A 26,906-nucleotide genomic window follows, 5' to 3' on the forward strand; every position below is an offset into this window, starting at 1 on the left:
AAGGTTTGTGCTTTGTGGAGTGCCTATCGCACAGGCACACAGCCCCTTCAAGCGCTCAAACCGGACAGTTCGGGGGACAAGAGCGCTGGATCAGCCTTTTTGACCACGCAGCAACGCTTCGAGAGCGCTGTCGCCGCCCTCCGGCAGCATGATGCGGACATGCGCGTAGAGATCGCCGTGGCCGCCGGCCTTTTCCGGCAGGCCCCTGCCCTTGAGCCGCAGGACCTTGTCCGAGCTCGACCAGGCGGGGACGTTGACCGCCAGCCTGCCGGTCGGCGTCTCGACCGGCACCTTGGCGCCGAGCACCGCATCCGCCAGCGACACCGGCAGATCGGCATGCAGGTCGCGGCCCTCGATGCGGTAGCGCGGATGCCGGCGGATATGGATCTTGACCAGCGCGTCGCCGGGCTGGCCCGGCCCCTGCTCGCCCTGTCCCTTCAGCCGGATGGTCTGGCCATCCTCGACAAAGGCCGGCAGTTTGACCGCCACCTTGCGGCCATCCGGGAACATCGCCGTCACCTTTTCGGCGGTCGCCGCTTCCTCGATGGTGACGTCGAGCGTGACGTTCAGATCAGCCGCCGTCGCCGGCTGGCGGCGGTCGCCCATGCCGGCACCGCGCGCGCCGGAAAAGGCGTCGCCGAAGATCTGGCTGAAAATATCGCTGTTGCCGTCGAACGGATCACCGCCCGGGCGCCCCGAACGGAATTCGAAGCGCGAACCGCCGGCGCCTTGCTGGCGGCGAAACCCGGCAAAGGGGTCGCCGCCACCGGCGGCGCCCTCAAAACCCTGGAAGCGCGGCTTGCCGTCGGCGTCGATCTCGCCACGATCGAAAGCGGCACGGTTCTTCTCGTCGCCGACGATCTCATAGGCCTGATTGGCCGCGGCAAAACGGTCCTTCGCCTTGGGATCATTCGGATTCTGGTCCGGATGATGTTTCTTGGCGAGTTTCCGGTACGCCGATTTTATGTCCTTGGCCGATGCGTTCTTTGCAACGCCCAGGACCTCATACGGGTCGCGCATGCTTCCTGCCCTGGAAATGAGTTGAGTCCATACTTGCCCCCTATATGCGCTCGGATAGGAAGAAATTCCAGTAGCGGGTGGCCATATTGAAGGCGGAAAATCAGAGCCTGATCCGAAAGTCGGCGGCTGAGGCTTGGCGAGGGATTTTTGCCGATCCGGAAGGAGCCGATCGCAGCCGATATCGGGATATCGGCAAGATCGGCGACGCGCTGGGCGGCGAAAAGACCCGCCAAGCCGACCCGATCGACTTTCGGATCAGGCTCAGAGCGCCTTGAAGCCTTGCATGCGCCAGCCGCCGGCGCTGGCCAGGCAGAGCTCGCCCTCGAACATGGCAACGCCGTCAAAGCTTTCGCGCGAAGCCTTGAAGCGGCGGCAGGTCTGGCCCCGGTCCTTCAATTCCGCGAGTTCGGTGATGGAGCCGCGTGAACCGGTGCCGGCATTGGCCCACGGCACGGCCTGGCCGCCGAGCTGCTCGATGTCGGCGGAGGACACCGCATTGCCGATCGTCGTCTGGTCAGAGTCGCGATCCGAATCGGCAGGCGCCGATTGAGGCTGCGTGCTGCTGGTCAGGATCGAGCGGTCGACTTCGGCTTTTTCCAGGCTGAAGCCACCCGCGCCGCAGGCGGCAAGCGGCAAGGCGGCCGCCACGATCGCCGCTTTCGCGCTGGCCGAAGCGATAACGCTCCATTGCCTGCTGTCAAAAGCTTGCGCGATACGCGACAATCGGCAACCTCCCTGATTTCGTGACAATTTGAGAAAAACTATGAGTGACACAGAGTTAACAACCAGTGACTTTACCGAAGCGGCCGAGCCGTTTCGCCTCTTTGCCGCATGGCTTGACGACGCCACCAAGAGCGAAATCAACGATGCCAACGGCGTGGCGCTGGCGACCGTCGACGCCGAAGGCATGCCGGATGTGCGGATGGTGCTGCTGAAGGGGTTCGATGAAGGCGGGTTTGTTTTCTACACGAATTTCGAGAGCGCGAAGGGCCAGGAGATTCTTGGCAGCATGAAGGCGGCGATGTGTTTCCACTGGAAATCGCTGCGCCGCCAGGTGCGCATTCGCGGCCCGGTGGAGATCGTCAGCGATGCCGAGGCCGACGCCTACTACGCGACGCGCCCACGCGGCAGCCGCATCGGCGCCTGGGCGTCGAAGCAGTCACGGCCGCTGGAAAGCCGCTTCGCACTGGAGAAAGCTGTCGCCGAATACACGGCGCGCTACGCCATCGGCGAGATTCCGCGCCCGAAGCACTGGTCGGGTTTCCGCATCGTGCCGAAGACGATCGAGTTCTGGCACGACCGTCCATTCCGGCTGCATGACCGGGTGGTCTTTACCCGCAACGCCCAAGGCGATTGGGACAAGACGCGGCTCTATCCCTGAAAGGGCAAGGCCTCAGCTCTTCTTCCTGGTCATGAACGCGGTGAGCGCGGCGCGCGCCTCATCCGACTTCAGCCGATCGCGAAAATGCTGGCTTTCCTCGCCGATGCGGGCAACGAGGTCGTCGCGCGAGCCGCGCATGAGATCGCGCGCGATCTTCAGCGCCTGCGGCGGCTTAGTGGCGATCTGGCTGGCGGCCGCAAGGACCGAGGCCTCCAGCGCGGCCTCCTCGACCACATCGTAGATCAAGCCGGCGGCCTTCGCGCGCTCGGCGGAAAAACCTTCGCCTAGGCCGAGCAGCGCGAAAGCGCCTTGCTGACCAAGGATGCGTGGCGCCAGCAAACTGGAGCCAGCCTCGGGCACCAGGCCAAGATCGACGAAAGGCGTCCTGAAGACGGTGCGCGGCGTGGCGAAGGTCAGGTCGCAATGCAGGTTGATCGTCGTGCCGATGCCGACCGCGATGCCGTCGACGCCGGAGACGATGGGTTTTTCGACCCTGGCCAGCGCCATCAGGAAATCCCAGACTTCCGTGCCGCCGTCACCGCCGGTGGCGACAACCATGAAATCGGCAAGATCGTTGCCGGAGGAGAAGGCGCCGGGCACGCCGAGGAAGACATGGACGCGGATCGCCGGATCGGCGTCACCCTCGGCAAGCGCCGCCGACATCTTTGCGTACATGGCACGCGTCAGCGCGTTCTTCTTGTCCGGGCGGTTCATGCGGATGATCTGGATGGCGCCCTGGCGCTCGACGAGGATATGGTCTGTCACGGTCTTCTTCCCTGGTGAGCGCTAAGAGAATTCAAGCTGATATCAGCGCCTTGCCGGCGGCAGCGAGGCTCTCCGCGCCGTCGATGACACGCTCCTTCAAGGCGCGTGCCTCGCCGAGCAGGTTTTCGGCGAAGAAGCGGCACAGGGCGATGCGATCCTGATCGGCAAGAGCGCCGCGCGCCAGATAGGCGCCGCCGGCGGCAAGCGAGATCAGCCTGAGATACGGCGTCGCTCCCGCCAGCACCTCTTCCATCCGGCCGTCGGCCGACGGTTTCTGCAGGAAGCGCGTCGCTTGCGTCAGGTCGCTAAGGGCTGCGTCGAGAGCATCGGCGGTGCGGCCGAAACCTTGCAGGTTTGAGGTCCGCACGGCGTTGGCGACGGCGGCCAGTTCGCCGATGAAGCCATGCACATGTTCGCCGCCGCCGAGCGGCAGCTTGCGGGTGACCAGATCGATCGCCTGGATGCCGTTGGTGCCCTCGTAGATCGGTGCGATGCGCGCGTCGCGGTAGAAGGCTGCCGCACCGGTTTCCTCGATGAAGCCCATGCCGCCATGCACCTGCACGCCGAGCGAAGCCACCTCGACGCCGACATCGGTCGAAAACGCCTTGGCCAGCGGCGTGAGCAGGTTGGCGCGATCACGCCAATGCGCAGCCTGATCACCATCCGAGACGCGCGCCATATCGATGGCGTGGGCGCAGGAATAACTGATCGCCCGCGCCGTCTGCGTCAGCGCCTTCATGGTCAGGAGATTGCGCTGCACGTCGGGGTGATGGACGATCGGCCCCATGCCGGCGCCGGCATAATCCGCCGCCTTGCCCTGGCGGCGCTCATTGGCATAGGCGATCGCCTTCTGGGTGGCGGCTTCCGCGACCGCGACACCCTGCATGCCGACGGCCAGGCGGGCATTGTTCATCATGGTGAACATGCAGGCGAGACCCTTGTTTTCCTCGCCGATCAGCCAGCCGATGGCGCCGGGTCCGGCGCCCTGGAAACCGTCGCCATAAATCATGGTGCAGGTCGGCGAAGCATGGATGCCGAGCTTGTGCTCGAGGCCGGAACAGAAGACGTCGTTGCGGGTGCCAAGCGAGCCATCATCGTTGACGAAAAATTTCGGCACCAGGAACAGCGAGATGCCGCGTGTGCCGGCGGGCGCATCGGGCAGCCGAGCCAGCACCAGATGGATGATGTTGTCGGTGAAATCGTGCTCGCCATAGGTGATGAAGATCTTCTGGCCGAAGATGCGGTAGGTGCCGTCGCCAGCGGGCTCGGCGCGGGCGCGCAAGGCGGCGAGATCGGAGCCCGCCTGAGGCTCGGTCAGGTTCATCGTGCCCATCCATTCGCCGGAGACGAGCCTTTCGAGATATTTCGCCTTGAGCGCTTCGGAAGCGTGCTTGTCGAGCGCTTCGACCGCGCCCATGGTCAGCGTCGGGCCGATGCCGAAGGCCATGGCGGCCGAGTTCCACATTTCGAGCGCGGCGAGGCCCAGCATGGTCGGCAGCGCCTGGCCGCCATACTCTTCCGGCCCCGACAATGCGTTCCAGCCGCCATCGATCCAGCGGCGATAAAGCTCCTTCCAGCCGCGCGGCATGGTGACGGCGGCATCCCTAAGCACCGCACCTTGCTCGTCGCCGATCTTGTAGAGCGGTGCCACCTCCTCGGTGGCGAAACGGCCGGCCTCGCCAAGGACGGCGTCGACCAGGTCCTCGCCGAGATCGCCGAACCTACCGGCATCAAGGGCGGATTTCATGCCGGCAACATGCTTCAGCGTGAACGCGATATCCTCGACCGGTGCCCGATACATGCCGCTCGATCCTCCTGATGCACCGGCCTCGCCAATCCTAGAGCCGGCGCGGCTGCAAAACCATCCGTCTTTGGGCGGTCTCCCCGTTTCTTTTTACGTAAACGTCAAACTTTGTCACGTGGATTTTGCAATCGCGCCGGCCTGTATTAAATTCGATAGGCGCCGCATCAAGCCGACCGGCGACTGACCAGAACCAGCCGACCGGAACAAGCCCATGCTCGCCAGACCCGACGCCTATCGCTGCATCGAATGCGGCTTGCCTTACCGCGCGACAGGGTTTTGGCATCATGGCGGCCAGTTGGAGCACGGTGCGGCCTACTGGTCGGATCGCGGCATATTGTGCTCGCCGCAATGTTCTCTTGCCCACCACCGCAAGCGCGCCGCCGAAGGCACGCTGCAGCAGGAGCCCGCGCCCGATCCGTTTGAATTTCAGCCCTTCAGCCGGCGCTAGCTTCCCAACGGCCTCTGCATCGAGAAGCATTTCCTTAACCATAGCGGTTCACCATCGGTGTTTGATCAACGGGGACCCCCTGTTTGAAAACGCCGGCGCACCTTCTTCGCCGCTCAGCGATCGCTCTTGCGGCGATGATGGCGCTGATATCGGCGTCAAAGGCTTCGGATTTCTCCGAGCCGTGGAAGAACGCCGACCGCGCGCTGGTGATCGACGCCTACGAATACAATTCCATCGACTGGGCGCAGTTGGCCACCGACAAGCGCATCGCCGCCTTCATCAACAAGGCGTCGGACGGCATGCCGCCGCCCTATTTTTGTTTCGGCAGCGACACCGACGTGAAGCTCTGCAAGGCGCTGTGGAAACGCCATGCGGTGACGCGCGAACTGTTTCAGACGCGCCGGGTCGTGGCCAAAGCGCTGGGACTGAAATGGGGCGCCTATCATCTCGCCCGCCCCGGCAATCCGGTCGAGCAGGCCAATAATTTCCTCGATTTCGCCGATCCGGCACCGGACGATCTCATGGCGCTCGACATCGAGGGCATCGATCCCTCGCAATGGATGTCGCTCGACGATGCGGAGGAGTTCGTGCGCCAGGTGCATCGGCGCATCGGCCGCTTCCCGGTACTCTACACCAACGGCAAGACCGCGCAGTACATCGCCGACAACCGCTACAAGTACCGGCTCTTGTCGCGGCTGCCGCTTTGGTACGCACGCTACAAGCCTGATATCGACGTGCATTTTCCGATGGGCAACTGGCAGGGCTACGCGCTCTGGCAATTTTCCGCGCAAGCCAATTGCGGCCGCTTCCGCTGCCCCTACAGGGTGGCCGGCACGCCCAATGACATCGACGTCAACGTCGTGCCGGCGGATGCCGCCATGCTGCGCCAGCAATGGCCCTTTGGCGGGCTCATCGACGTGCCATCCGACTATCTTGCCAGCGTGCCGGTGCCGCTGTCGCGCGAAGCAGCGCTCGCCGGCAAGACCACCCTCATCTATGCGGATGTGGCAACGCCGCCGACCTTCGAGGAAATGGTCGCGGTGCTCGGTTCGCGCTGGTCCAAATTCCGCGACGGGTTCCGCATGCCCGTTGTGAAGACGGTGCCGCGCAGGCCGGGCTTCGGCATCGTGCAATATGTCGGCTGGAAGCGGACCGGGCAACGCTCACCCGAGCAGTTGGACGCCGCCCTTGCCGCGGCCGACCCCGTCAGCACCGGTTCGACTGAAATCGATCGCGGTCAGCCGTAGGCCGCCGCTCCGAAATCTCAGCTCGCCCGCTCGCGCGCCACGGCCTGCCAGCCGATGTCGCGGCGGCAAAATCCGTCCGGCCAATCGATCCGGTCGAGCGCGGCATAGGCCCGCTTCTGCGCCTCGCCGACCGTGGCGCCGGTGGCGGTGACATTGAGGACGCGGCCGCCATTGGCGACCAGCGCGCCGCCGTTGATGGCGGTGCCGGCATGGAAGATCTGGACGCCTTCGCCCGCCGCTTCCCCGACGCCGCGGATGACCGAGCCTTTTTCCGGCGTGCCGGGATAGCCCCGCGCCGCCATCACCACGGTGAGTGCTGCCTCATCGCGCCAGCGTATGGACGTGTGCGCCAGCTGACCGTCGACGGCGGCATTGAGCAGCACCAGCAGGTCGTCCTTGAGCCGCATCATCAGCACCTGGCATTCCGGATCGCCGAAGCGGGTGTTGTATTCGATCAGCTTCGGCCCCTTGTCTGATATCATCAGCCCGGCAAAGAGAATGCCGGCGAAGGGCGCGCCAAGCTCGGCCATGCCGCGCATCGTCGGCTCGATGATCTCGCGCATGGTGCGCTCAATCATTTCCGGCGTCATCACCGGCGCCGGGGAATAGGCGCCCATACCGCCGGTGTTGGGGCCGACATCGCCGTCGCCGACACGCTTGTGGTCCTGTGCCGTGCCGAAAGGCAGCGCGGTCGTGCCGTCGCAGAGGCAGAAGAAGCTCGCCTCCTCGCCGGTCATGAATTCCTCGACCACCACCTCCGCACCGGCTGCGCCGAAGGAGCCCTCGAAGCAGGCATCGAGGGCCGCCCGCGCCTCGTCCAGCGTCATGGCGACCGTGACACCCTTGCCGGCGGCGAGCCCATCGGCCTTGATGACGATCGGCGCACCCGTCTTTTCGACATAGGCCTTGGCCGAGGCAAGATCGTTGAAACGGCCATAGGCGGCGGTGGGGATGTCGTATCGGGCGCAGAGGTCCTTGGTGAAACCCTTGGAGCCTTCCAGCCGCGCGGCGGCCTTCGAAGGCCCGAAGACGCGGATGTTTTCGGCGCGCAAATCGTCCGCGATACCGGCGACAAGCGGCCCTTCCGGACCGACGACGACGAGGTCGATCTTCTTCTCCCGGCAGAAGGAGGCGACAGCGGCGTGGTCGGTGATATCCATCTTCACCAGTTCGGCCTCAGCGCCGATGCCGGGATTACCGGGGGCCGCGTAAAGCTTGGTCAGCAGCGGCGAGGCGGCGATCTTCCAGGCAAGCGCATGTTCGCGGCCGCCGGAGCCCAGAAGAAGAACGTTCATGGCCACCTCTTGATGCTAACCCTGGAGAGCACCCGCTATTGCTCTCCGGGCGACGGGTCAAGGCATCAGGGTGTTTTGATCCGAATTGCGCACGGGAACGTTATCCCCGGCCGAATATGGGCGCCGAATTCCGGCGCCCATATTCTGGCCCGCTTCAGCCGGGAAAGACCACCGGGAACCAGTCTTCGCGCAATTTCTGCCCCGGCCGCATGCCATGGCCGTGATAGGGCGGCGAGGTACGACCCGGCCGCTCGACATAGTGGGCATCGTCGCCGACCCAGCGCAGCGACAGCGCCCGGCGCCGCGCCGCGGTTAGATTGCCGCGCGCGCCATGCGCGGTGCGGAAGTCGAACAGGATGGCGTCGCCCGGCTCCATCTCCCATTCGAGCACTTTCATCGACGGGTCGTTGTCGGGATCCGGCACCGGCAAATAGTCGCCTTCGCCGGCATAAAAATTGCTGTCGTCGAGCCAGCGCACGGGCAGGATCATCTTGTCCCATTTGTGCGAGCCGGCGATCAGGCGCAGCGTTGCCTCCTTCACCGGATCGATGGGGATCCAGAAGCTGACCGTCTGCTGGCCATCGACGAAGTAATAGGGGATATCCTGATGCCAGGGCGTCGGCTTCTGCGTGCCGGGCTCCTTGACCAGAACGTGATCGTGGAAGAACTGCGCGGTGCGCGACTGCATCACCGCCGCCGCCAGTTCGGCGGCCGGCGACTTCCGCACCAACTCGACGAATTCGGGAATGCGCTCCCAGTTGCAGTAATCGTCGAAGAAACTGCCGCGGCCATTGGCGATGTCGGACGCGGTGGCGCTGCGGTTTTGCATGTTGCGCTCGATGCCGGCGGCAATCGTGTCGACCCAGCCCTTGAACGCGCCGCGGATACAAACCGCGCCGTCACGCTGGTAGTAGGCAATCGTCTCCGCATCGATCAGGCTGGTGTCGATGGCGCGGGCAGCAGTCTGGGGAGCCATGGTGTCCTCCTTTCAGGATCGGGACGACTATCGCAACCCGCATTCATTCAGTAAAATAATAACTTCTCATCAGATACATAGAATCAGACTATGAGAATCAGCCTCACCCAATTGCGTTATCTGGTCGCTGTCGCCCGCCACGGCAGCGTCACCGGCGCGGCCAGGGCGTTGAACATTTCGCAGCCCTCGATTTCGGTGGCGATCGACGCGATCGAAAAGGATTTCGGGCAAAAACTGTTCGTGCGCCAGCGCGGCAGCGGCGTCTCGCTGACCTCCTTCGGCCGCGTCGTCGTGGCCAAGGCAAAACAGGTTCTTGCCGAGACCGACGAACTGATGAGCCTGGGGGCGGGCAATTCGGCCGTCGGCGGCGAGTTGGTGCTTGGATGTTTCGAGGATCTTGCGCCCTATTTCGCGCCGGGTCTGATCCGCGCTTTTTCCGAACGCCACCCAGACGTCACGGTGATCGTTCGCGACGAAACGTTCGAGACGCTCGGGCGGCGTCTGACGGATGCCGCCATCGATCTCGGCCTCAGCTATGATCTTGGCCTGCCCGCGCATTTCGCCCGCATCCTGCTGCACGAGCTGCGGCCGCATGCATTGCTGCCGGCAGGTCATGCGCTGGTGGACTATCCCGAGGTCAGCCTGGCGGATCTGGCGGCCTATCCGCTGATCACGACGGACCAGCCGCACAGCTGGCAGCACATGCTCGACCTGTTCCGTGGCCGTGGCCTCTCGCCGGTGGCCGACAGGGCGACAAGCTCGTTCGAACTCCAGCGCAGCATGGTAGCGAACGGATTTGGCGTCGCCGTCAGCTACACCCGCCCGCACGGCGACCGCAGCTATGATGGACTACCCCTGATCCGCAAGCCGCTGTCGGATCCTCTGCCGATGCAACGCATCATCCTCACCTATGACACGCATCAGCGCGTGTCGAACGCGGCACTGGCATTTGTCGAGACGGCGAAGGCCTGGTTTTCCACGCGCGACATCTTCGCGTCGTGACGGGTCGGCGGCCATCCCTCGCCCGCTTGCCGCTTGACGGTTTCCGCGGCTGCTGCCACTCCATGGACATGGAACCTATCCAGTCGAAAGCGGCCCAGGGCCGTGTTGCCGATGCACCGAACGGCCATTGGGTCTATCGCGTGCTGCCGCGCGCGGTTTGGCCCTATGCGCAGCTCGCGCGATGGGACAGGCCGATCGGCTGGCAATTGCTTTTGTGGCCGTGCTGGTGGTCGGCGGCGCTCGCGGCAAGCGCCTATCCCCGCCCCGGCGACCCGCTGCTCTCGCTGCTGCCGGCGCCATTGTATCTCGTGCTGTTCCTGGTCGGCGCCATCGCCATGCGCGGCGCCGGCTGCACCTATAACGACATCGTCGACGAAGGCATCGACAACCAGGTCGAACGCACCCGCTCGCGTCCGCTGCCATCGGGCCAGACCACACGCCGTCGGGCCTGGCTGTTTCTTGTCCTGCAGGCCCTGGTCGGCCTTGCCGTGCTTCTGCAGTTCAACAGCTTCGCCATCCTGCTCGGCATCTGCTCGCTGGTGATCGTCGCCATCTACCCATTCATGAAGCGGATAACCAACTGGCCGCAATTGTTTCTCGGCCTTGCCTTTTCCTGGGGCGCGCTGATGGGATGGGCGGTCGAGTTCGGCGATCTCGATGGCCCCGCCATCATGCTCTATATCGGCTCGATCCTGTGGGTGATCGGCTACGACACGATCTATGCGCACCAGGACAAGGAAGACGATGCCATTGTCGGCGTGCGCTCGACGGCGCGGCTGTTCGGCGACAACACCAAGGCGTGGCTGGCCGGGCTTTATGGCGGCACCCTGATCTGCTTCGCCATCGCCTTCGCCTCGGCGCAGGCGCCCGTTGTAGCGCTCGCCGGACTGATCGCCGCCGGCGCCCACATGGCGCGGCAGATCGTGGTTCTGGATATCAACGATCCGGACCAATGCCTGCGGCTGTTCCGGTCGAACAACCAGGTCGGCTGGCTGATCTTCCTCGGCCTGATCGGCGGCGCATTGTGGGTGGCGCTGAAGCCGCTGGTGTAGTCTTCCTTCTCGCCGTCACTATACGGGGAGAAGGTGGCGGCAGCCGGATGAGGGGCAGCGCCAACCTTCAAGGTGAGAGGTTCAGCGGCGACACAACTCAACTAAGTCTTAAGGTAGTGACCAAACACTCAGGTCGGCGCTGCCCCTCATCGCCCTGCCGGGCACTTCGCCCCGTATAGTGACGGGGAGAAGAAGGCTAGTCGCGTGAAATGATCTCCTGGCCGTCGATGACCAGCCTGAGACCGAGGTTGCCGGCCCTGCGGCGGGCAAGGAAGCGCGGGCGGCGCGTGTTGGAAACGCGGCCCTTGCGGCGATCCTGCGGCGGCAGCGTCTTGATGGCGGCGCCGAGCGATTCTTCCAGGGTGCGGGCGACGCCGTCCGATTCGATCAACAGCATCGGCAGGCGGTAGGCATCGGCCCAGGCGCGCCAGTCGGCGGCGACATCGTCGAGATCGTCGGCCACCAGCAGCGGCACCGACAGCATCGGATCATTGTGCAGGAGTTCCAGGGTCACCGTGACATTGCCTTCCGGATCCTCCATCGCGCGGGCGGCGACGCCGCGGAACGCATTGGCCGGCAGGGCGATGATCGCCGGCAAGCCGCTCATCTCGAGCATGCGGCGGATCACGGCGCCACGGTGGTCGATGGTGAACGTCACGTCGCCATAATCGTCGCGCGTGGCGTAGCTGACCATCTGGGGCAGTCGGAATGGGTCGAGGCGCATGTTGCGTCCCGCCCAGACTGGCTTCAGTCCGGTGTTCATAGAGTGCCTTCCTGTCTGTCTCCTGAGAGCCGGTGTCCGGTTCTCTCCGGGCCAGTTTTCCCGGCCTCGTTATGGGGAAACAGTAGCGCGGGCTCCTTACCGCCGCGCTTAAGAAAGTCGGTTAAATTTTGCTGATCTCAGGGATGGTTATCGGAATGCCACCGGCCACAAGATGTTGAAAGGATCAGATAACCTTACCGGGATTCATGATGCCGGCGGGATCAAAGGCAGCCTTTACCCGGCGCATCAGATCGATGGCCATCGGCGGCGCCGTGGCGATCAGTTCGTCGCGCTTCAACTGGCCGATGCCGTGCTCGGCCGAGATCGAACCGTGAAAGGAGCGCACGACATCGTGCACCGCCTTGTTCATAGGATGGTAGAGGGCGAGAAACGCCTCGTCGTCGCCATCGACGGGCCGCGAGATGTTATAGTGAAGATTGCCGTCGCCCATGTGGCCGAAGCAGACCACGCGGGCGCCGGCACTGACCGACGCCACCGCGCCGGCCGCCTCTTCGATGAAGCGCGGGATCGATGCGATCGGCACCGAAATATCGTGCTTGATCGAGGCACCCTCCGGCTTCTGGCATTCGGGCAGCGTCTCGCGGAAATTCCAGAAAGCGTCGCCCTGGGCAAGGCTGGCCGCGACCACCGCATCTCCAACGATGCCTTGCTCGAGACCATCCGCCAGCACCTCCTCGATCAGTTCCCGGCCATCGGCTTCCGAGCGGCCGGAGGAAACCTGCATCAAGACATACCAGGGCCAGTCGTCGGCCAGCGGCCGCACGACACCTTGACCATGCCTGAGTGTGAAATCGTAAGGTCTCTTACCGATCAATTCGAAGGCGGTGAGCGAAGCGCCGGCGCGGTCCATCGCCAGGCTGAACAGCGACAGTGCCGCTTCGGCAGACGACAGGCCGACGAATGCGACCTCACGCCCCTTCGGCTTCGGGAACAGCTTCAGCACGGCGGCGGTGATGATGCCGAGCGTGCCTTCGGCACCGACGAACAGGTCCTTCAAATCGTAGCCGGTGTTGTCCTTCTTCAGCTTGCGCAGATCGTCGAAGACCTCGCCTGTCGGCAGCACCACCTCGACACCGAGGCAGAGTTCACGCGCATTGCCGTAGGCAAGCACACCGGTGCCGCCGGCGTTGGAGGAGAGGTTGCCGCCGATCTGGCAGGAGCCTTGCGCGGCGAGCGACAGCGGAAACAGCCGGTCGGCGGCGTCGGCCGCTTCCTGCAGCGTCTGCAGGATGACGCCGGCCTCCGCCGTCACCGTATTGGACAGGACGTCGATCTCGCGGATGCGGTTCAGCCGCGACAGCGACAGGATGATCTCGCGGCCGGATCTGTCCGGCACCTGGGCGCCGACCAGCCCGGTGTTGCCGCTTTGCGGCACGATGGGCGTTCCTGTCTCGGTCGCCAGCCGCATGATGCGGCTGACCTCGTCGACACTGCCCGGCCGCAGCACCAGCGACGTCGCGCCATGCCAGAGCCCGCGCCGCTCGATAAGATAGGGCGCGATGTCCTGCTCATCGCGCAGCGCGTATTTGTCACCGACGATCGCCGCAAAGCGGTCGATGAGAGCGGGATCGAGTTTTTGCAAAATTTCGGTCATGCGGCAAAACTATGTTGTGGGGTGTGCGTTGTCACCGGGGGGCGGCTGCACGCGAGAGCCGGTCGTTGATGGCCTCGCCGAGCCCACCGAAGGGAATCGTCTCCACAGCGATGGTACGCGCGCCGCTGCGATCGAGTGCCTGCATATAGGCGAAAAGATTGCTCGCCGCCTCGCGCAGGTCCCCTGATACGGACAGGTTGAGGAAGGCTGTAGCATTGCGCCAGCCTTCGGCCCGGTTGCCGCCGAAGCCGAGCAACGCTTCGCCCTCGCCGACCATTCCGGCATTGAGCCGCATGGCAGCACCTGGCGCATAGTGCGAGGCGAGCATGCCTGGCGCCTCGATGCCCGCCCCTCCACCGCGCAACAGCTCCATGCCGATGGCCGCCTCGATCTCCTCGGCGGCAATGCCGCCGGGCCGGAGCAGGCGCACTCCTGCCCCTTCGGCCTTGACGATGGTCGATTCCAGCCCGACCGGCGTCGCGCCGCCATCGACGACCAGCTTGATGCGGGCGCCGAGATCGGCCGCCACCGCTTGTGCCGTCGTCGCGCTGATCCTGCCGGAAGAATTGGCGCTGGGCGCGGCAAGCGGCCGGCCGAGCTTTGCGATCAGGTTGCCGCCAAAGCCCCTCGGCATGCGCAAGGCGATCGTGTCGAGCCCGGCCGTGACCAGCGGATGGATGCCGTTGCCAGGCCGCTGCGGCAGCACCAGCGTCAGTGGACCCGGCCAGAACGCCTGCGCGAGTTTCTTCGACAGCGGATCGAACAGGGCGATGCGCTCGGCCATGGCCATGTCGGCGACATGGGCAATCAGCGGATTGAAGCGCGGCCGCCCCTTGGCCTCGAAGATGCGCGCCACGCCGATGCCGTTGGTGGCATCGCCGGCAAGCCCGTAGACGGTTTCGGTCGGGATGGCGACGACATCGCCGCCCTCAAGCAAAGCCAGCGCCCGCTCCAACGCCTCGCCGACGGCAAGTATCTCAGCCACTCTCGTCACCTCGCAGATGCCGGCTGCGTAGTACGATGGCGGCTGTTGGGCAAGCCGGCTGTTCGGCAAGAGAAGGTCTTGGCGATTTATCAATCCCTAAAATGCTATGTTTGTGCGAAAGCCGGCATCAATTCCGGCCTGCTATTGAGCAGCTTCTGGGCAAGTGGAGCTATATCAGTGTCTGTGCGCGTATTGCTGGGAATAACTCTGGCCACGATGGCCAGCGGAGCTCAGGCCTCGTCCCTGGTCTTTCCCGGCGCCCCGGCCGCGACGCCCTCCATCCTGGTGCTGAAGGCGGCTGATATCAAGGCAAGCGATGTGGTGTCCGTCGTCGCGCTCGGCGAGCCCGACGTCACCTATGAGAAGGTTGCGGCGATCCCCAACGCGCGCGAGGCACGGCACGGCTTCATGCCAAGCCCGATGATCATCCGCGGCGGCATCGTCGGCGGCGATTTCTCGACGCCGACGCAAGCCAAGGCACCAGCAGCGACCACCGCCGCGGCTCCTGCCCCGGCCCAGGCGACCGCCTCGGCGGCTCCGGCGTCGGGCACGCAGAAGAAGCCGGCCGCACCGGCAGCCGCACCGAAGCCCGTTCCCGGGGTCGGCAAGGTCAAGTAGCGGCCACGAATTGCTGGACTAGTCAGCTCGTTGACAGCTTGATGGTGCCCTGCGCACCATTGTCGCGCGAGTTCGTGCCGGCATATCTGGCTGCTCGAAGCCGCCGCCTGAATTTGGTCAAGCGATTCAGGAAAAGGGGTGGCTCTGGCAGACGAGCTTCGTCGTTTCAAAGGGGGTTGATCATGAGACTATCCAAGACCGTTACCGTGGCCGGGCTTCTGCTGGCATCGCTGCTGGGCGCCGGTACAGCGCAAGCCGATGACATGCTGGGGTCCTATGTCGCGCGCATTTCCGATCGGGATCATCAGGCGAGCGACGGCTATGCGCTGGACAGCGCCGCGCAGATGGTGCGGCAGGACCGCGCCAACTGGCACAAATTCCATCGCCGCGACAGCGACGATGAGGGTGATGCCTGGTTCAGGACCAACGACCAGCGCGCCGATCTGCAGCGCATGCTGGAACGTCCCGGCGCGATGAGTTCGTCGACCAAGCGCGCCATCGTCAATGGCGAACCGCTGATCCAGGTCGACGTCTACGAGGACAGCGTGCGCGTCAGCATCCTGGAGAACTGACAAGCGCCCGGGAAGACGGATAAAAAAGGGCGGCGCCGATGCGCCGCCCTTCTTCTCGACAGAGCCGGATTGAAATCTCAGGCCGCTTCTTCCTTGTCGTCCTCGTCTTCCTCGGACGCGCTGTCTTCGGATTCTTCGTCGCCTTCGGCCTTCACGGCGTCGTCAGCGTCGTCCTCGTCTTCGTCGTCATCGCCCGAGAGCTTGGCGGCTTCAGCGCCGTCTTCGTCAGACTCTTCGCCGTCTTCGTCTTCTTCTTCGTCGTCGCCATCTTCTTCGTCGCCATCCTCCTCGTCGTCAGAGTGATCGGCGGACATCGACCGCCGTGGCAGCGGCATGGTCGAGGACGGTTTCGGAAGCGGATTCAAGCGCCTCGGCGGCGGCCGAGGTTTCTTCAGTCACTTCGATGTCGTGATCGGAATTCATGGAAGCCTCCGTTGGGTTGGGGAACATGTCCCTTTTGCCACGGAGAGATCATCGTCATATGACTGTAAGCCGGCTCGAACGGCCGGCTCGCAGATATTTTTCTCAGGCCTGCGACCTTTTTATCTGAGCATGATCGCCGGACAAACGAAAACCGTTTGTCCGAGAAAACCGGCACCAACTTTTTTGGATCATGCTACTCAGCCGGCGATTTTCGCGAAGTCCGCGACCTGACCGGTGGCCGCACGGATGCGAGCGAGCAGCGCCAGACGATTGGCACGTACGGACAAGTCCTCATCATTCACGAGAACATGCTCAAAGAATGAATCAACAGGTTCGCGCAACGCGCTAAGCGCCAGCATGGCGGCGGAAAAGTCTTCGTTTTGAATCGCTTCGCCGGCTTGCTTCTCGGCCTGATTCACCGCCGAAAACAGCAATTTCTCCGCATTCTCCTTGAACAGAGCCGGCTCAACGGTTTCGGCGACAGCCGTTTTCTTCTTCTCCTCGGCGGCCAGGATGTTGGCCGCGCGCTTGGTGCCGGCAAGCAGGTTCTTGCCGTCCTCGGTGTCGAGGAAGGAGCCGAGCGCTTCGACGCGGCGGACGATCTGCAAGAGATCGTCGGACTGTGGGGTGATGACGGCGTCAATGAGGTCGTGTCGGGCGCCCTGGTCGCGGAGGTAGACTTTCAGGCGGTCGTGGAAGAAGGCAACGAGGTCGGCGATGAATGGCGACAGCGATGTATTCAGCTCCATCAGACGCTGGCCATCGAAGAACTCTCGCTCCTGATCGGCGGAGCCAAAAGTTTCTGCACTTGCGTTGGCCAGCCCGCCTTTCAACAAGTTGGAAATCAGGCCTGCTTCCGACAACAGCTGGCTTGTCCCCTTGTAATCGCGAATGCGGGAATCGAGCATCGCGACCACGCCACGGCTGTCTGCGCCCTCGCCTTTTTGTTCGTATACAGCGAGGGCCGACGAGACCGCGGCCGCAATGGCAACGCCCAGCGAAAGCTTGAGCTTGTTTTCCAGAATGGTCCTCACCACGCCCAGCGCCGCACGACGCAGAGCATACGGGTCCTTCGACCCCGTCGGCTTTTCGTCGATGGCCCAGAAGCCGACCAGCGTATCGAGCTTGTCGGCAAGCGCGACGGCGACCGACACCGGATCGCTCGGCACGTAGTCGGACGGGCCTTGCGGCTTGTAATGTTCCTCGATGGCCGCGGCCACGGACGGGTGCTCGCCTTGGAGCAGCGCATATTTGCGGCCTATGGCGCCCTGCAATTCGGGGAATTCGCCGACGACTTCAGTGGTGAGATCGGCCTTGGCGAGAACCGCCGCGCGAGCGGCGAGAGCTGGGTCAGCACCGACGGTCGGCGCCAGTTCTTCGGCGAGCCGCCTGATCCGCTCCACCCGCTCGCCTTGTGTGCCGAGCTTGGCGTGGAACGTCACATTGAGATGGTCGAGCCGGGCCATGCGCTGGTCGAGCGGCTTTTTCAGGTCGAGGTCAAACTTTTTCGCCGAGGCTTCGAGCCGGCCCAGATCAGGCAGATCGCCCTGGTCGGTCGTCCAGAAATAGAGCGCGTCGGAGAGGCGGGCGCGCACCACCTTGCCGTTGCCGTGCGCGATCTCCTTGCCACCGTCCCTGGCCTCGATGTTGGCGGTGAGGATGAAGCGGTTGGACAGCGCTTCGCCTTCACCTTGCGGTCGGGTGACAAAGCACTTCTGGTTGGCGCGGATGGTCAGCCGGATCACCTCGGCCGGAATGGCGAGGAAATCCTCTTCGAACTCGCCCATCAGCACGACAGGCCATTCGACGAGACCGGACACTTCCTCCAACAGCCCTTCATCCTCGACCAAATCGAGCCCATTGGCGAAAGCGAGGTTGCGGGCGTCGGCAAGGATGATCTCCTTGCGCCGGTCGGCGTCGAGCACGACCTTTGCCGCTTCCAGCTTGCTCACATAATCGTCGAAGCGGCGTACGGTGATTTCGCCCGGTGCCAGGAAGCGGTGGCCGTAGGTGATGTTGCCGGAGCGGATGCCGTCGATCTCGAAATCGACCACGACCGGCTCCTCGGTTTCCGGGCCGAAGGTGCACAGGATCGATTGCAGCGGCCGCACCCAGCGCAGCGAGCCCGGCTTGGCCGAGGCCGGTCCCCAGCGCATCGATTTCGGCCAGGGGAAATTGCGAATAATGCCCGGGACCAGTTCCGCGATGATCTCTTCGGCCGCCCTGCCCGGCTTCGAAATGTGGGCGACATAGAAGTCGCCCTTCTTCGGGTCGGAATGGACATGCGCCTCGGCGACCGAGGACAGCCCCGCCTTGCGCAGGAACCCCTGGACCGCCTGCTCGGGCGCCGTCGTCGATGGTCCCTTGATCTCTTCGCGGATGTCCTTCGAGCGCGCCGTCAGGCCCCTGATGTCGAGCGTCAGGCGCCGCGGCGTCCAGTATTCGCGCGCCGCCTCATAGGTCAGCCCCGCCTCGACCAGACCGTCGGTCAGCATCTTCTTGAGATCACCCGCCGCCTTGCGCTGCATGCGGGCGGGGATTTCCTCGGAGCGAAGTTCTAGAAGCAGGTCGGGCATAGGGTCAACTCATGCGGGAGAGTGGTCCGGGCGGGGCATAGCAACTCGGCTGGCCGCTGTCACCCTTTCCGGAAATTTTGGCTGCCCTGTCGGGACGCGGCACCCCAGTCCGTCCTTGGATCAAAGATTTCCATGAACCGAACGCAGCGCTGAAGCGACCCACGCTCAGGCAGGGAACTATTGGCTGAACGACCATGAAAACAGCATCCAGACTTCTGCAGATCCTCGCGCTCAGCGCCTGCTTCACCGCGCAGGTCCATGGCGCCTTCTCGATGCCGGGTGTTCGGCAGGCATTGCGGACAATGGCTGGCCCGAGCGGCCAGATCCTGTCACCGATCAACGCTTCCCTCGAAACGATGAGGTCTGCCTGAAGCTCAGGCAGCCAATCCACCCGCCTGCGTCTTCAAAAACGCCTCGCCGCAGGCCTTCGCCAGATTGCGCACCCGCAGGATGTAGCTCTGCCGCTCGGTGACCGAGATCACGCCGCGCGCGTCGAGCAGGTTGAAGACATGGCTGGCCTTGATGCACTGGTCGTAGGCCGGAAAGACCATCTTGTGCATCGGCAGATTGTCGTTCGACGCCGGCGCTCCGGCCTCGAGCAGTGCCTTGCACTCAGCCTCGGCGTCTTCGAAATGCCTAAGCAGCATCGCCGTGTTGGCGTATTCGAAATTGTGGCGCGAATATTCCTGCTCGGCCTGCAGGAAGACATCGCCATAGGTCACCTTGTCGGCACCCTCACGGCCGTTGAAGTTGAGATCGTAGACATTGTCGACGCCCTGCACGTACATGGCCAGCCGCTCCAGCCCGTAGGTCAGTTCGCCCGCCACCGGCGCGCATTCGATGCCGCAGACCTGCTGGAAATAGGTGAACTGCGAGACTTCCATGCCGTCGCACCAGCATTCCCAGCCAAGCCCCCAGGCGCCCAACGTCGGGCTCTCCCAGTCGTCCTCGACAAAGCGGATGTCATGCAGCAGCGGATCGACGCCGATCGCCGCCAGTGAGCCGAGATAGAGCTCCTGCAGGTTCGGCGGGTTCGGCTTCAGGATCACCTGGTACTGGTAATAATGCTGCAGCCGGTTCGGGTTCTCGCCATAGCGGCCATCCTTGGGGCGGCGCGAGGGCTGGACATAGGCGGCGTTCCAGCGACGCGGCCCGAGCGCGCGCAGCGTCGTTGCCGGATGAAACGTGCCGGCGCCGACCTCCATGTCGTAGGGCTGGAGGATGACGCAACCATAGGCCGCCCAGTAATTGTGCAAGGTCAGGATCAGCCCCTGGAACGAGCGGCTGGGGTGCACATGGGCAGGGATTTCAATCGTCACGGGTGGCCTCGACAGCAAAGGCTAGCTTGCCGGCACGTCCTAGAGACACGGCGGCGAAGCGTCAAGCAAGGGCACGCCGGATGCGAGCCTCCATGGGTATGCCGCGCGGTGTTGAAGGTTTGCCGAGGGCTGGCCCATTGCCGACCTCGGGGGCCTGAGGTCTGTTCGTTCCTACAGTCCACATCAACGACGATAGGTCCAGCCATGCCGAGTTCCATCATCGTCCGCCTGGTCACGCGACAGGATTTCGATCGGTGGCTGCCGCTGTGGGACGGCTACAACGCATTTTATGGCCGCTACGGCGAGACGGCGCTGGCGAGCGAAATCACGGCGATGACATGGTCGCGCTTCTTCGATGCCTATGAACCGGTCCATGCGCTGGTGGCCGAAAGCGAGGGAAAGCTCCTCGGCCTTGTGCACTATCTCTTTCACCGCAGCACGACGGCGATCGCCCCGAACTGTTATCTGCAGGATCTTTTCACCACGGAGGCTTCGCGTGGCAAAGGCATAGGCCGGGCGCTGATCGAAGGCGTCTATGAGCGGGCGCAGGCCGCCGGCTCCGGACGGGTGTATTGGCTGACGCACGAAACCAACCAGACCGCGATGAAGCTCTACGACAAGGTCGGCGAGCGCTCCGGCTTCGTCGTCTACCGGAGGCTATTCTAGGGTCTGCTGATATTCAGGTGATGCCGGCCTGACCTGAATCTCAACAGCCCTAGACTGGAAACGAAAACGGGGCTCCTAAAGAAGCCCCGTTCGCATTCAAACATCCGATCTCAGCCCTTCGGGACAGGCACCGGCTCGGGCTTGACCTTGGGTGTCTCCTGCGCCGTGTTGGATTCGATCGGCGGCAGGCCCTTCATCAGCTTCTGCTGCAAGGTGGCCAGCACGTCGGGATCGGGCTTGAGGTCGCGGGCCTGATTCCACTGGAAGGTGGCTTCCAGCTTGCGGCCGACGCGCCAGTAGGCGTCGCCGAGATGGTCGTTGAGAACCGGATCTTCCGGCTTCAGCGATACGGCGCGTTCCATCTCGCGCACCGCGTCATCGAAGCGGCCGAGGCGGAAATAGGCCCAGCCCAGGGAATCCACGATGTAACCGTCGCTCGGTCTGAGGTCGACGGCCTTCTGGATCATCGCCAGGCCTTCCTTCAGGTTGGTGTTCATGTCGACCCAGGAATAGCCGAGATAGTTCAGCACCTGCGGCTGGTCCGGCTGCAATTCCAGCGCCTTGCGGAAGTTCGGTTCGGCCTTCGGCCATTCCTTCAGCCGCTCATAGGCGATACCGCGCTGGTAGAAGATGTTCCAGTTGGCAGCGGTCGGCGTCTTCAGCGCCTCGACGGCCTTGTCGTAGAGGTTGGCGGCCGAGCGGAAATCCTCCTTCGAGGAATAGACCCCGCCAAGCGCCAGATAGGCGCGCATGTCGTTGGGATGAGCCTCGACGAAGGCCTTCAGATGAGTGATCGCCTCGTCATGGCGGTCGAGATCGGCAAGGTTGAGGCCAAGCTGCAGGTCCGAAAGCTCCTTCAGCGGCGAAGAATCGGGAATCCGCCGATAGAGCGCTATGGCACCCTCGCCGTCCTTCAGCTGCTCGGCGACGGCAGCGAGTTGCACGAGAGCCGCGTCGCTGTCGGGCCGCAGGGCGAGCGCATATTGCAGATAAAGGCGAACGAACGGCTCGCCGCCGCCCCGGTTGAGCGCGGTGGCAAGGTCGAGCAGGATTTCGGAAGCACCGTCGGACGGACCGGAAACGAAGGGCGCGATCTTGTCGCCCTTGCTGATCCTGTCGCGCAAGGCGACGATTTCGAGCTTGCCCGGCGAAAACGCCTCGGCCTGGTCGAGCACCGAGATCGCCTTGGCCTTGTCGCCCTTGCGGGCCAGGAACGAAGCATAAGCCTGCGCGTTGCGCATCCAGGTTTCGGGCGCGGCACCGCCGGCGGCGGTATCCTGCATCGTCGCGGCGTAGATCGCCTCGGCCTTTTCGGGCATGTTGGAGGCATCGGCGATCAGGGCGCGGTGGAAGGATTTGAACAGGCCGAACCAGTCCGGGCCCTGAAGCTTGTCGATCGAAGCCATCGCGTCGCCGGCTTGGCCAGCACCCTGTTCGGCCCAGCCGGACATCACGCCGGAGATCAGCCGGTCGAGGTCGGATTCCAGTGACAGCTTCAGCCAGTACTGTGCCTTGGTGAAATCCTTCTTGTGGAAAGAATCGACGGCCAGCGCCAGGCGCGAGAAGCGCTCGACATCGGGCACTTCCTTGAGCTTGTCGGCATAGACCAGGGATTCGTCGAAGCGGCCTTGCGCGATCAGCGACAGCATCAGGCTCTGCTGCAGGCCGGTGTCGCTCGGATCGAAGGCCAGGGCCTGCTTGTAGTAAGCGATGGCGCTGTCGAGGTCGTTGTCGCCTTCGGCGATCCGGGCTGCCAGATAGGCGCCCGAGAACGACGAGATCTTGACCGGTTCGGTGGATTGCTTGGCATAGGCCGGCAAAGCCGAAATCGCCATGCCCGTCACAATTGCCAGCCTTGTCAGCCAGCGCGCACGTCCTTGCTGCATCGTATCCCTTTCAGCCAGGCGCCATCTCCGCGTCAGCGGGATCGACGTAGACTCGATCTTTCCGGGCAAAGCATGGCCTTTTTGGGGTCGCGCTTCAATCCGCCTGAAATTCACAATCGAGGCAGCCGATTAACAAACCATAGCTGGAGGTGATTTTCGACTGGGGAAAAGCCGGCGTCAAGGTCAGTCCTGCACGATGGGCCGCCGCACCTTCGTCTCGGCAAAGCCGCCGGCCGCAATCGCGCCGCACAGCTCGCTCCACTCGCAGCCGCCGCAAGCCTTGCGCACGCCACCAACGGAGAACGCCTGTCGCAGCCGCGCCAGGATTGCCTCGTCGAGATCGAGGCGGACGCCGGGCTGGATTGGCAGGGCCAGAACATCCCCGACATCGCGTGCGGCAAGCCGGTCCCGTTCGACGACGCTCTCGTTGCGGCAATGCGGCTCCGGCCCGTCGAGCAAAGGCGCGCAGATGTCGTCAGGACCGGAAACGAGGAGGATATCCTCGCCCCCGCTCAGGCGCTCCGCGATCACGTCATAATTAACGGTGAAGGCGGGGCTGTATCCCTTGCCCACATAGGTGAGCAGGCAAAGGAGATGATGGGCGCGCAGCCTGATCGTCACGGATTGGCCGGCTTCGCCTTGCCGCCGCGAAGTGCCATCAGAGTCGCCGCACCAAGCGCCGACTTCAGCAAGCCGCCGACAATAAAGGGCAGGAAGCCGAAGGTGATGGCCTTCTCAGTGCCGATCATGACGGCAAGCCATGCGGTACCGAGCACCAGGCAGGCAAGATTGCCGAGCAGCATGGCGGCAAAGGCAAGCACCACCCTGTTGCCGTTCCAGCCGCGTTCGGCCAGCCAGCCGACCAGGGCGCCGGTGATCGGGAAGGCGAAGAGATAGCCGCCGGTCGGCCCGACGAAATGCGCGACGCCGGCGGCACCTCCAGCCAGCACCGGAAAGCCGGCAGCGCCCTCGACAAGCCATGCCGCGATAGTGACCGCGCCAAGCCGCCAGCCATAGAGCGCACCGATCAGCGTCACCGCGAAGGTCTGCATGGTTACGGGAACCGGCACCATCGGCACTTCGATGTAGGAAGACAGCGCCAGGAACAGCGTGCCAAGCACGACGGCTCCGACCTGCCAGGCGAGCGAGCGGTCCTGAAGCCGAAGCGGGCTGAAGGACGGCTTGCGGGGCGTGAATGCGATGTCTGTCATGAGGGTCCCTTCGGTCGATTTGAAATTATAGATAATTTCTATTTTCGATCTATTATCGAATCCACATTTCTCGCGACATAGCAAGCCTTCCCACGACAAAGAGCGTCTGAACTGCGTCGCGATGTGCTTCAGGCCATTGCTTTGTGGATGTCGCCCCAAATTGAGGGCCACTTTTGGGTGACAGGCATCAACCAACGATCGCGAAGGCTTCACGCGTCGCGCCGGACGCCGTCTTGACTGGCTTGCGGCCAATCCACTGGACATGCCGACCCAATGTCGCCGCGGCCGATTCGGTATTTCCCTGCCGCAAGGCGGTCAGGATCGCCCGATGGTCCTGGTCGGTACGCGTTTCCCACTCCGATCGCCATGCCGCGAAAAGGAAGCGGGCGCTGGCCGCATGCAGATCGTCGATGGTGGCGAGCAGGCGCGGCATGCCGCACGGCGCCAGGATCAGCCGGTGAAAGTCGCGGTTGGCTTCCTCCCAGGATCGGACGTCGCGGGACTTGTCGCCTGCCTTGGTCGCCTCCTCGGCGAGATCGAGAATGGCTGACGTCAGATGCGGCGCGGCGTGGCGCAGTGCCAGCACTTCGAGGGCGGCCCGCATTTCGGCGACCTCCTTGACCTCGCCGAGATCAAAAGCCGCGACGCGCACGCCGCGGCGCGGTTCGCTGACGGCCAGGCCTTGCGCCTCCAGACGGCGGAAGGCCTCGCGCACCGGAACATGGCTGGTGTTGAATTCCTCGGCGACATGATCCTGGCGCAGCCGCGCTCCAGGCTCGATCGCGCCCGAGATGATGCGGTCCGCCAGCGCCTTGCTGATGCGCACCGCGATGGTGTCGTCCGTGCCCTTTGCCATGTTTTATAGATAATTTGCGGCAAGGCACCTTGTCGAGACGGCGAAGCCGTGTTCGCCAAGGTTCTCCCCAGTACAAAGCGAGGGGAAATTCGGCGAAAGGTCGGCCTTCTCAGTTCACCCGGCTGATGCAGAAATCGATGACGTCGATCAGCGCCGATTTCTGCGGCGTTTCTTCGAGCGGCGCCAGAGCGTCGCGGGCGATCTCGCCGAAATGACGGGCGCGGCCGATCGTGTCGGCGATGGCGCCGTGACGAGTCATCAGGCCGATCGCCTTTTCCAGACCCGCGTCGTCGACGACATTGTCCTCGATGGCGCGCTTCCAGAAGGTGCGCTCGGCCTTGGTGCCGCGCCGGTAGGCGAGGATGACCGGCAGGGTCACCTTGCCCTCCCGGAAATCGTCGCCGACATTCTTGCCCAAATCCTTGCTGGTGCCGCCATAATCCAGCGCATCGTCGATGAGCTGGAAGGCGAGCCCGAGATTCATGCCGTAAGAGCGCAGTGCAGCGCGATCATTACGCGTTGCCTGGGCGATGACCGGTCCAACTTCGGCGGCGGCCGAAAACAGCGCGGCTGTCTTGGCCTTGATGACGGCGAAGTGCTCGTCCTCGGTGGTTTCAAGGTTCTTGGCGGCGGCGAGCTGCATGACCTCGCCCTCGGCGATGATCGAGGCGGCGCTCGACAGGATGTCGAGCGCTTCGAGCGAGCCGACATCGACCATCATGCGGAAGGCCTGGCCAAGCAGGAAATCGCCGACCAGCACGCTTGCCTGGTTGCCCCAGATCATGCGGGCGGTCTTCTTGCCACGGCGCATGCCGCTCTCGTCGACGACGTCGTCGTGCAGCAAAGTCGCGGTGTGCATGAACTCGACCGAGGTGGCGAGTTTAACATGGCCTTCGCCGGCATAGCCGAACATCTGCGCGGCGGCGAGCGTCAGCATCGGCCTGAGCCGCTTGCCACCGGACGAGATCAGATGGTTGGCGACCTCCGGAATCATCTCGACGTCGGAGCCGGCCTTGGACAGGATCAATTCGTTGACGCGTCCCATATCGGCCGCCGTCAGATCGATCAGATCCTTGATGGAGGCGGGCTCCCGCTTCCCGTTTTCGATGTTGAGAACGACACCCACGACAATCACTCCCGTCTTGTTGTAACGCGTGCGACGGCACCCTTAATCCCTATCCAGACTCTAGGGCGGCGGACACGGCCACGGCAAGTGGCGAATTGGCGCGGCGCCGGCGACAGCCTGTCAACCGGCACGGGAGGGAGCGAGGCTCCGCCACGGAATCCCCTGCCCGTTTACATCAATGACGCAAACTGCGAGTTTCATATGATGATAGAACTTGTCCGTACCAACGATGCTGTGATCATCTCCTTCGTCGAATCGCTGATGCGCGACGCCGGTATCGCCTGCTTTGTCGCCGATCAGAATATGAGCATTCTCGAAGGGTCGATCGGTCTTTTGCAGAAGCGCGTCATGGTCGACGCCGACCAGGCCGATGCCGCACGTCGCATCCTCAGGGATGCCGGCATCGCCAACGAGATCCGCACAAAATAATGTCGGCCGCGCCAGCCGCCCCTGCCCTTGACACCCTTGGCCCGGACACGCCGGCCCATACGGTCGATGCCTTCCATCGCGGCCGGTTCTGGCTGGTGCAGCCCAAGCATGGCGGCCATCGCGCCGGCATGGATGCGATGATGCTTGCGGCGTCGGTGCCGTCCGTCTTTGGCGGACGTCTCGCCGATTTCGGCGCCGGCGCCGGCGCTGCCGGCCTGGCGGTGCTGTCGCGCTGCCCGGCTGCCCAGGCCGTTCTGGTCGAACGCGCGCCGGAAATGGCCGCCTTCGCATCGGCCACCCTTGCTCACCCCGGCAATGCGCATCTCAGCGATCGCGCATCCGTGCTCGTCGCCGACGTCACGGTTTCAGGCCAGGCCCGGGTGGCGGTCGGTCTGGCCGACAATGATTTCGACTTCGTCATCATGAACCCGCCTTTCAACGCCGCCCGGGACCGCGCCACGCCGGACCGGCTGCGAAAGGAAGCCCATGTCATGGAGGACGGGCTGTTCGAAAGCTGGATCCGCAGTGCGGCGGCGGTGGTCAGGCCGCGCGGCGGGCTTGCCGTCATCGCGCGTCCCGAACAGCTCGGCGCCATTCTCGACGCGATGTCGGGCCGTTTCGGCGATGCCGAGATGCTGGCCGTGCACCCTCGCCCCGACGCAGCGGCGATCCGTATCATCGTGCGGGCAGCGCTCGGTGCGCGGGGAAAGCTCGCCATCCGTCCGCCTTTGATGCTGCACGCGCAATCGGGCAACGGCCCCGACGAGCGAAGCGAAATGATTGCCAACGGTCTCGCCTCGCTGTTTGGAGATTGAGCTATTCTTGGCCGCCGCATTGCCGTTGGCCGGGAAATCCCTACATGCCTGCAACC

At 63.9% G+C, this 26,906-nt stretch carries 29 protein-coding genes; 11 read left to right on the forward strand and 18 right to left on the reverse strand.

All coding sequences use genetic code 11. The features are described 5' to 3' along the window. Positions 1-90: 90 nt before the first annotated feature. The gene (locus JG747_RS27235) at positions 91-1,020 is read right to left on the reverse strand and encodes a DnaJ C-terminal domain-containing protein (protein ID WP_019856961.1); all 930 of its coding nucleotides are present in this window, start codon (positions 1,018-1,020) and stop codon (positions 91-93) included. Positions 1,021-1,281: 261 nt separating this feature from the next. Next, complete coding sequence (locus JG747_RS27240; RefSeq protein WP_027046613.1) at positions 1,282-1,743, reverse strand: RT0821/Lpp0805 family surface protein; 462 nt, start codon at positions 1,741-1,743, stop codon at positions 1,282-1,284. Between the two features lie 40 nt (positions 1,744-1,783). Here JG747_RS27240 and pdxH point away from each other — a divergent pair, with 40 nt between their 5' ends. After that, on the forward strand, positions 1,784-2,401 hold the full coding sequence (gene pdxH / locus JG747_RS27245) for a pyridoxamine 5'-phosphate oxidase (RefSeq protein WP_019856958.1): 618 nt from the start codon (positions 1,784-1,786) through the stop codon (positions 2,399-2,401). A 12-nt stretch (positions 2,402-2,413) separates the two neighbouring features. Here pdxH and JG747_RS27250 read toward each other — a convergent pair whose 3' ends face one another. Together JG747_RS27250 and JG747_RS27255 are read right to left on the reverse strand one after the other, a co-directional pair. Further along, positions 2,414-3,166, reverse strand: a complete 753-nt coding sequence (locus JG747_RS27250; protein WP_038645383.1) for a crotonase/enoyl-CoA hydratase family protein — start codon at positions 3,164-3,166, stop codon at positions 2,414-2,416. Positions 3,167-3,197: 31 nt separating this feature from the next. Next, complete coding sequence (locus tag JG747_RS27255) at positions 3,198-4,967, reverse strand: acyl-CoA dehydrogenase (RefSeq protein ID WP_202360416.1); 1,770 nt, start codon at positions 4,965-4,967, stop codon at positions 3,198-3,200. Positions 4,968-5,181: 214 nt separating this feature from the next. On the opposite strand from JG747_RS27255, the gene JG747_RS27260 reads away from it, so the two are divergent. Together JG747_RS27260 and JG747_RS27265 are read left to right on the forward strand one after the other, a co-directional pair. Next, the gene (locus JG747_RS27260) at positions 5,182-5,418 is read left to right on the forward strand and encodes a hypothetical protein (RefSeq protein ID WP_064983566.1); all 237 of its coding nucleotides are present in this window, start codon (positions 5,182-5,184) and stop codon (positions 5,416-5,418) included. A gap of 134 nt (positions 5,419-5,552) precedes the next feature. Next, entirely contained in the window at positions 5,553-6,665 is a 1,113-nt protein-coding gene (locus tag JG747_RS27265) for a glycoside hydrolase family 25 protein (RefSeq protein ID WP_202362365.1), read from the forward strand. A 17-nt stretch (positions 6,666-6,682) separates the two neighbouring features. Here JG747_RS27265 and purD read toward each other — a convergent pair whose 3' ends face one another. Continuing rightward, complete coding sequence (purD, locus tag JG747_RS27270; protein WP_019856953.1) at positions 6,683-7,960, reverse strand: phosphoribosylamine--glycine ligase; 1,278 nt, start codon at positions 7,958-7,960, stop codon at positions 6,683-6,685. Positions 7,961-8,114: 154 nt separating this feature from the next. Continuing rightward, positions 8,115-8,936 (reverse strand): phytanoyl-CoA dioxygenase family protein, encoded by an 822-nt coding sequence (locus JG747_RS27275; protein ID WP_202360417.1) that lies wholly within the window; start codon positions 8,934-8,936, stop codon positions 8,115-8,117. A gap of 90 nt (positions 8,937-9,026) precedes the next feature. On the opposite strand from JG747_RS27275, the gene JG747_RS27280 reads away from it, so the two are divergent. Further along, complete coding sequence (locus JG747_RS27280; RefSeq protein WP_202360418.1) at positions 9,027-9,938, forward strand: LysR family transcriptional regulator; 912 nt, start codon at positions 9,027-9,029, stop codon at positions 9,936-9,938. A gap of 68 nt (positions 9,939-10,006) precedes the next feature. Next, positions 10,007-10,990 (forward strand): 4-hydroxybenzoate octaprenyltransferase, encoded by a 984-nt coding sequence (ubiA, locus tag JG747_RS27285; RefSeq protein ID WP_202362366.1) that lies wholly within the window; start codon positions 10,007-10,009, stop codon positions 10,988-10,990. Between the two features lie 196 nt (positions 10,991-11,186). Here the strand turns inward: ubiA and JG747_RS27290 are convergent, their stop codons facing one another. The 3 genes from JG747_RS27290 to JG747_RS27300 all read right to left on the reverse strand — a co-directional run bounded on the left by JG747_RS27290 (position 11,187) and on the right by JG747_RS27300 (position 14,353). Further along, the gene (locus JG747_RS27290) at positions 11,187-11,753 is read right to left on the reverse strand and encodes a DUF6101 family protein (RefSeq protein ID WP_019856949.1); all 567 of its coding nucleotides are present in this window, start codon (positions 11,751-11,753) and stop codon (positions 11,187-11,189) included. 184 nt (positions 11,754-11,937) lie between these two features. Beyond that, the gene (locus JG747_RS27295) at positions 11,938-13,368 is read right to left on the reverse strand and encodes an FAD-binding oxidoreductase (RefSeq protein WP_202360419.1); all 1,431 of its coding nucleotides are present in this window, start codon (positions 13,366-13,368) and stop codon (positions 11,938-11,940) included. Between the two features lie 31 nt (positions 13,369-13,399). Beyond that, the gene (locus tag JG747_RS27300) at positions 13,400-14,353 is read right to left on the reverse strand and encodes an L-threonylcarbamoyladenylate synthase (protein ID WP_038645368.1); all 954 of its coding nucleotides are present in this window, start codon (positions 14,351-14,353) and stop codon (positions 13,400-13,402) included. A gap of 177 nt (positions 14,354-14,530) precedes the next feature. On the opposite strand from JG747_RS27300, the gene JG747_RS27305 reads away from it, so the two are divergent. Continuing rightward, positions 14,531-14,971, forward strand: a complete 441-nt coding sequence (locus tag JG747_RS27305) for a hypothetical protein (protein WP_244748239.1) — start codon at positions 14,531-14,533, stop codon at positions 14,969-14,971. Between the two features lie 182 nt (positions 14,972-15,153). Beyond that, complete coding sequence (locus tag JG747_RS27310) at positions 15,154-15,543, forward strand: hypothetical protein (RefSeq protein WP_027046609.1); 390 nt, start codon at positions 15,154-15,156, stop codon at positions 15,541-15,543. A 77-nt stretch (positions 15,544-15,620) separates the two neighbouring features. On the opposite strand, the gene JG747_RS27315 is transcribed toward JG747_RS27310, so the two are convergent. The 3 genes from JG747_RS27315 to glyS all read right to left on the reverse strand — a co-directional run bounded on the left by JG747_RS27315 (position 15,621) and on the right by glyS (position 18,542). Beyond that, a complete protein-coding gene (locus tag JG747_RS27315; RefSeq protein ID WP_446720602.1) occupies positions 15,621-15,857 on the reverse strand; it encodes a hypothetical protein in 237 nt (78 codons plus the stop codon). Beyond that, positions 15,838-15,966 (reverse strand): hypothetical protein, encoded by a 129-nt coding sequence (locus JG747_RS37890; protein ID WP_446720603.1) that lies wholly within the window; start codon positions 15,964-15,966, stop codon positions 15,838-15,840. The genes JG747_RS27315 and JG747_RS37890 overlap by 20 nt, the downstream gene beginning before the upstream one ends. 197 nt (positions 15,967-16,163) lie before the next feature. Further along, positions 16,164-18,542 (reverse strand): glycine--tRNA ligase subunit beta, encoded by a 2,379-nt coding sequence (gene glyS, locus JG747_RS27320; RefSeq protein ID WP_064983050.1) that lies wholly within the window; start codon positions 18,540-18,542, stop codon positions 16,164-16,166. Between the two features lie 194 nt (positions 18,543-18,736). On the opposite strand from glyS, the gene JG747_RS27325 reads away from it, so the two are divergent. Next, entirely contained in the window at positions 18,737-18,913 is a 177-nt protein-coding gene (locus JG747_RS27325) for a hypothetical protein (RefSeq protein WP_019856943.1), read from the forward strand. Between the two features lie 3 nt (positions 18,914-18,916). On the opposite strand, the gene JG747_RS27330 is transcribed toward JG747_RS27325, so the two are convergent. Next, positions 18,917-19,861: a glycine--tRNA ligase subunit alpha gene (locus tag JG747_RS27330; protein ID WP_019856942.1), complete on the reverse strand. Its 945-nt coding sequence runs from the start codon at positions 19,859-19,861 to the stop codon at positions 18,917-18,919. Positions 19,862-20,065: 204 nt separating this feature from the next. Here JG747_RS27330 and JG747_RS27335 point away from each other — a divergent pair, with 204 nt between their 5' ends. Further along, positions 20,066-20,527, forward strand: a complete 462-nt coding sequence (locus JG747_RS27335; RefSeq protein ID WP_064983052.1) for a GNAT family N-acetyltransferase — start codon at positions 20,066-20,068, stop codon at positions 20,525-20,527. Positions 20,528-20,637: 110 nt separating this feature from the next. Here the strand turns inward: JG747_RS27335 and JG747_RS27340 are convergent, their stop codons facing one another. From JG747_RS27340 to JG747_RS27360, 5 genes are all read right to left on the reverse strand, one after another. After that, entirely contained in the window at positions 20,638-22,413 is a 1,776-nt protein-coding gene (locus tag JG747_RS27340) for a tetratricopeptide repeat protein (protein ID WP_027046608.1), read from the reverse strand. Between the two features lie 183 nt (positions 22,414-22,596). Next, entirely contained in the window at positions 22,597-23,034 is a 438-nt protein-coding gene (locus JG747_RS27345) for a DUF1284 domain-containing protein (protein WP_019856940.1), read from the reverse strand. Further along, positions 23,031-23,624, reverse strand: a complete 594-nt coding sequence (locus JG747_RS27350; RefSeq protein ID WP_027046607.1) for a biotin transporter BioY — start codon at positions 23,622-23,624, stop codon at positions 23,031-23,033. The genes JG747_RS27345 and JG747_RS27350 overlap by 4 nt, the downstream gene beginning before the upstream one ends. A 187-nt stretch (positions 23,625-23,811) precedes the next feature. Next, on the reverse strand, positions 23,812-24,480 hold the full coding sequence (locus tag JG747_RS27355; RefSeq protein WP_019856938.1) for a GntR family transcriptional regulator: 669 nt from the start codon (positions 24,478-24,480) through the stop codon (positions 23,812-23,814). A gap of 109 nt (positions 24,481-24,589) precedes the next feature. Continuing rightward, the gene (locus tag JG747_RS27360; RefSeq protein ID WP_019856937.1) at positions 24,590-25,606 is read right to left on the reverse strand and encodes a polyprenyl synthetase family protein; all 1,017 of its coding nucleotides are present in this window, start codon (positions 25,604-25,606) and stop codon (positions 24,590-24,592) included. Between the two features lie 204 nt (positions 25,607-25,810). On the opposite strand from JG747_RS27360, the gene JG747_RS27365 reads away from it, so the two are divergent. Continuing rightward, positions 25,811-26,035 carry a putative signal transducing protein gene (locus tag JG747_RS27365; protein ID WP_027041409.1) on the forward strand — a complete coding sequence of 75 codons (225 nt, stop codon included), beginning with the start codon at positions 25,811-25,813 and terminating at the stop codon, positions 26,033-26,035. After that, positions 26,035-26,850 carry a tRNA1(Val) (adenine(37)-N6)-methyltransferase gene (locus JG747_RS27370; RefSeq protein ID WP_019856935.1) on the forward strand — a complete coding sequence of 272 codons (816 nt, stop codon included), beginning with the start codon at positions 26,035-26,037 and terminating at the stop codon, positions 26,848-26,850. Before JG747_RS27365 ends, JG747_RS27370 begins: the two co-directional genes overlap by 1 nt. The last annotated feature ends 56 nt before the right edge of the window (positions 26,851-26,906 follow it).

Origin of the sequence: Mesorhizobium sp. 131-3-5, from assembly GCF_016756575.1 — a bacterium.
Lineage (GTDB): Bacteria > Pseudomonadota > Alphaproteobacteria > Rhizobiales > Rhizobiaceae > Mesorhizobium > Mesorhizobium jarvisii.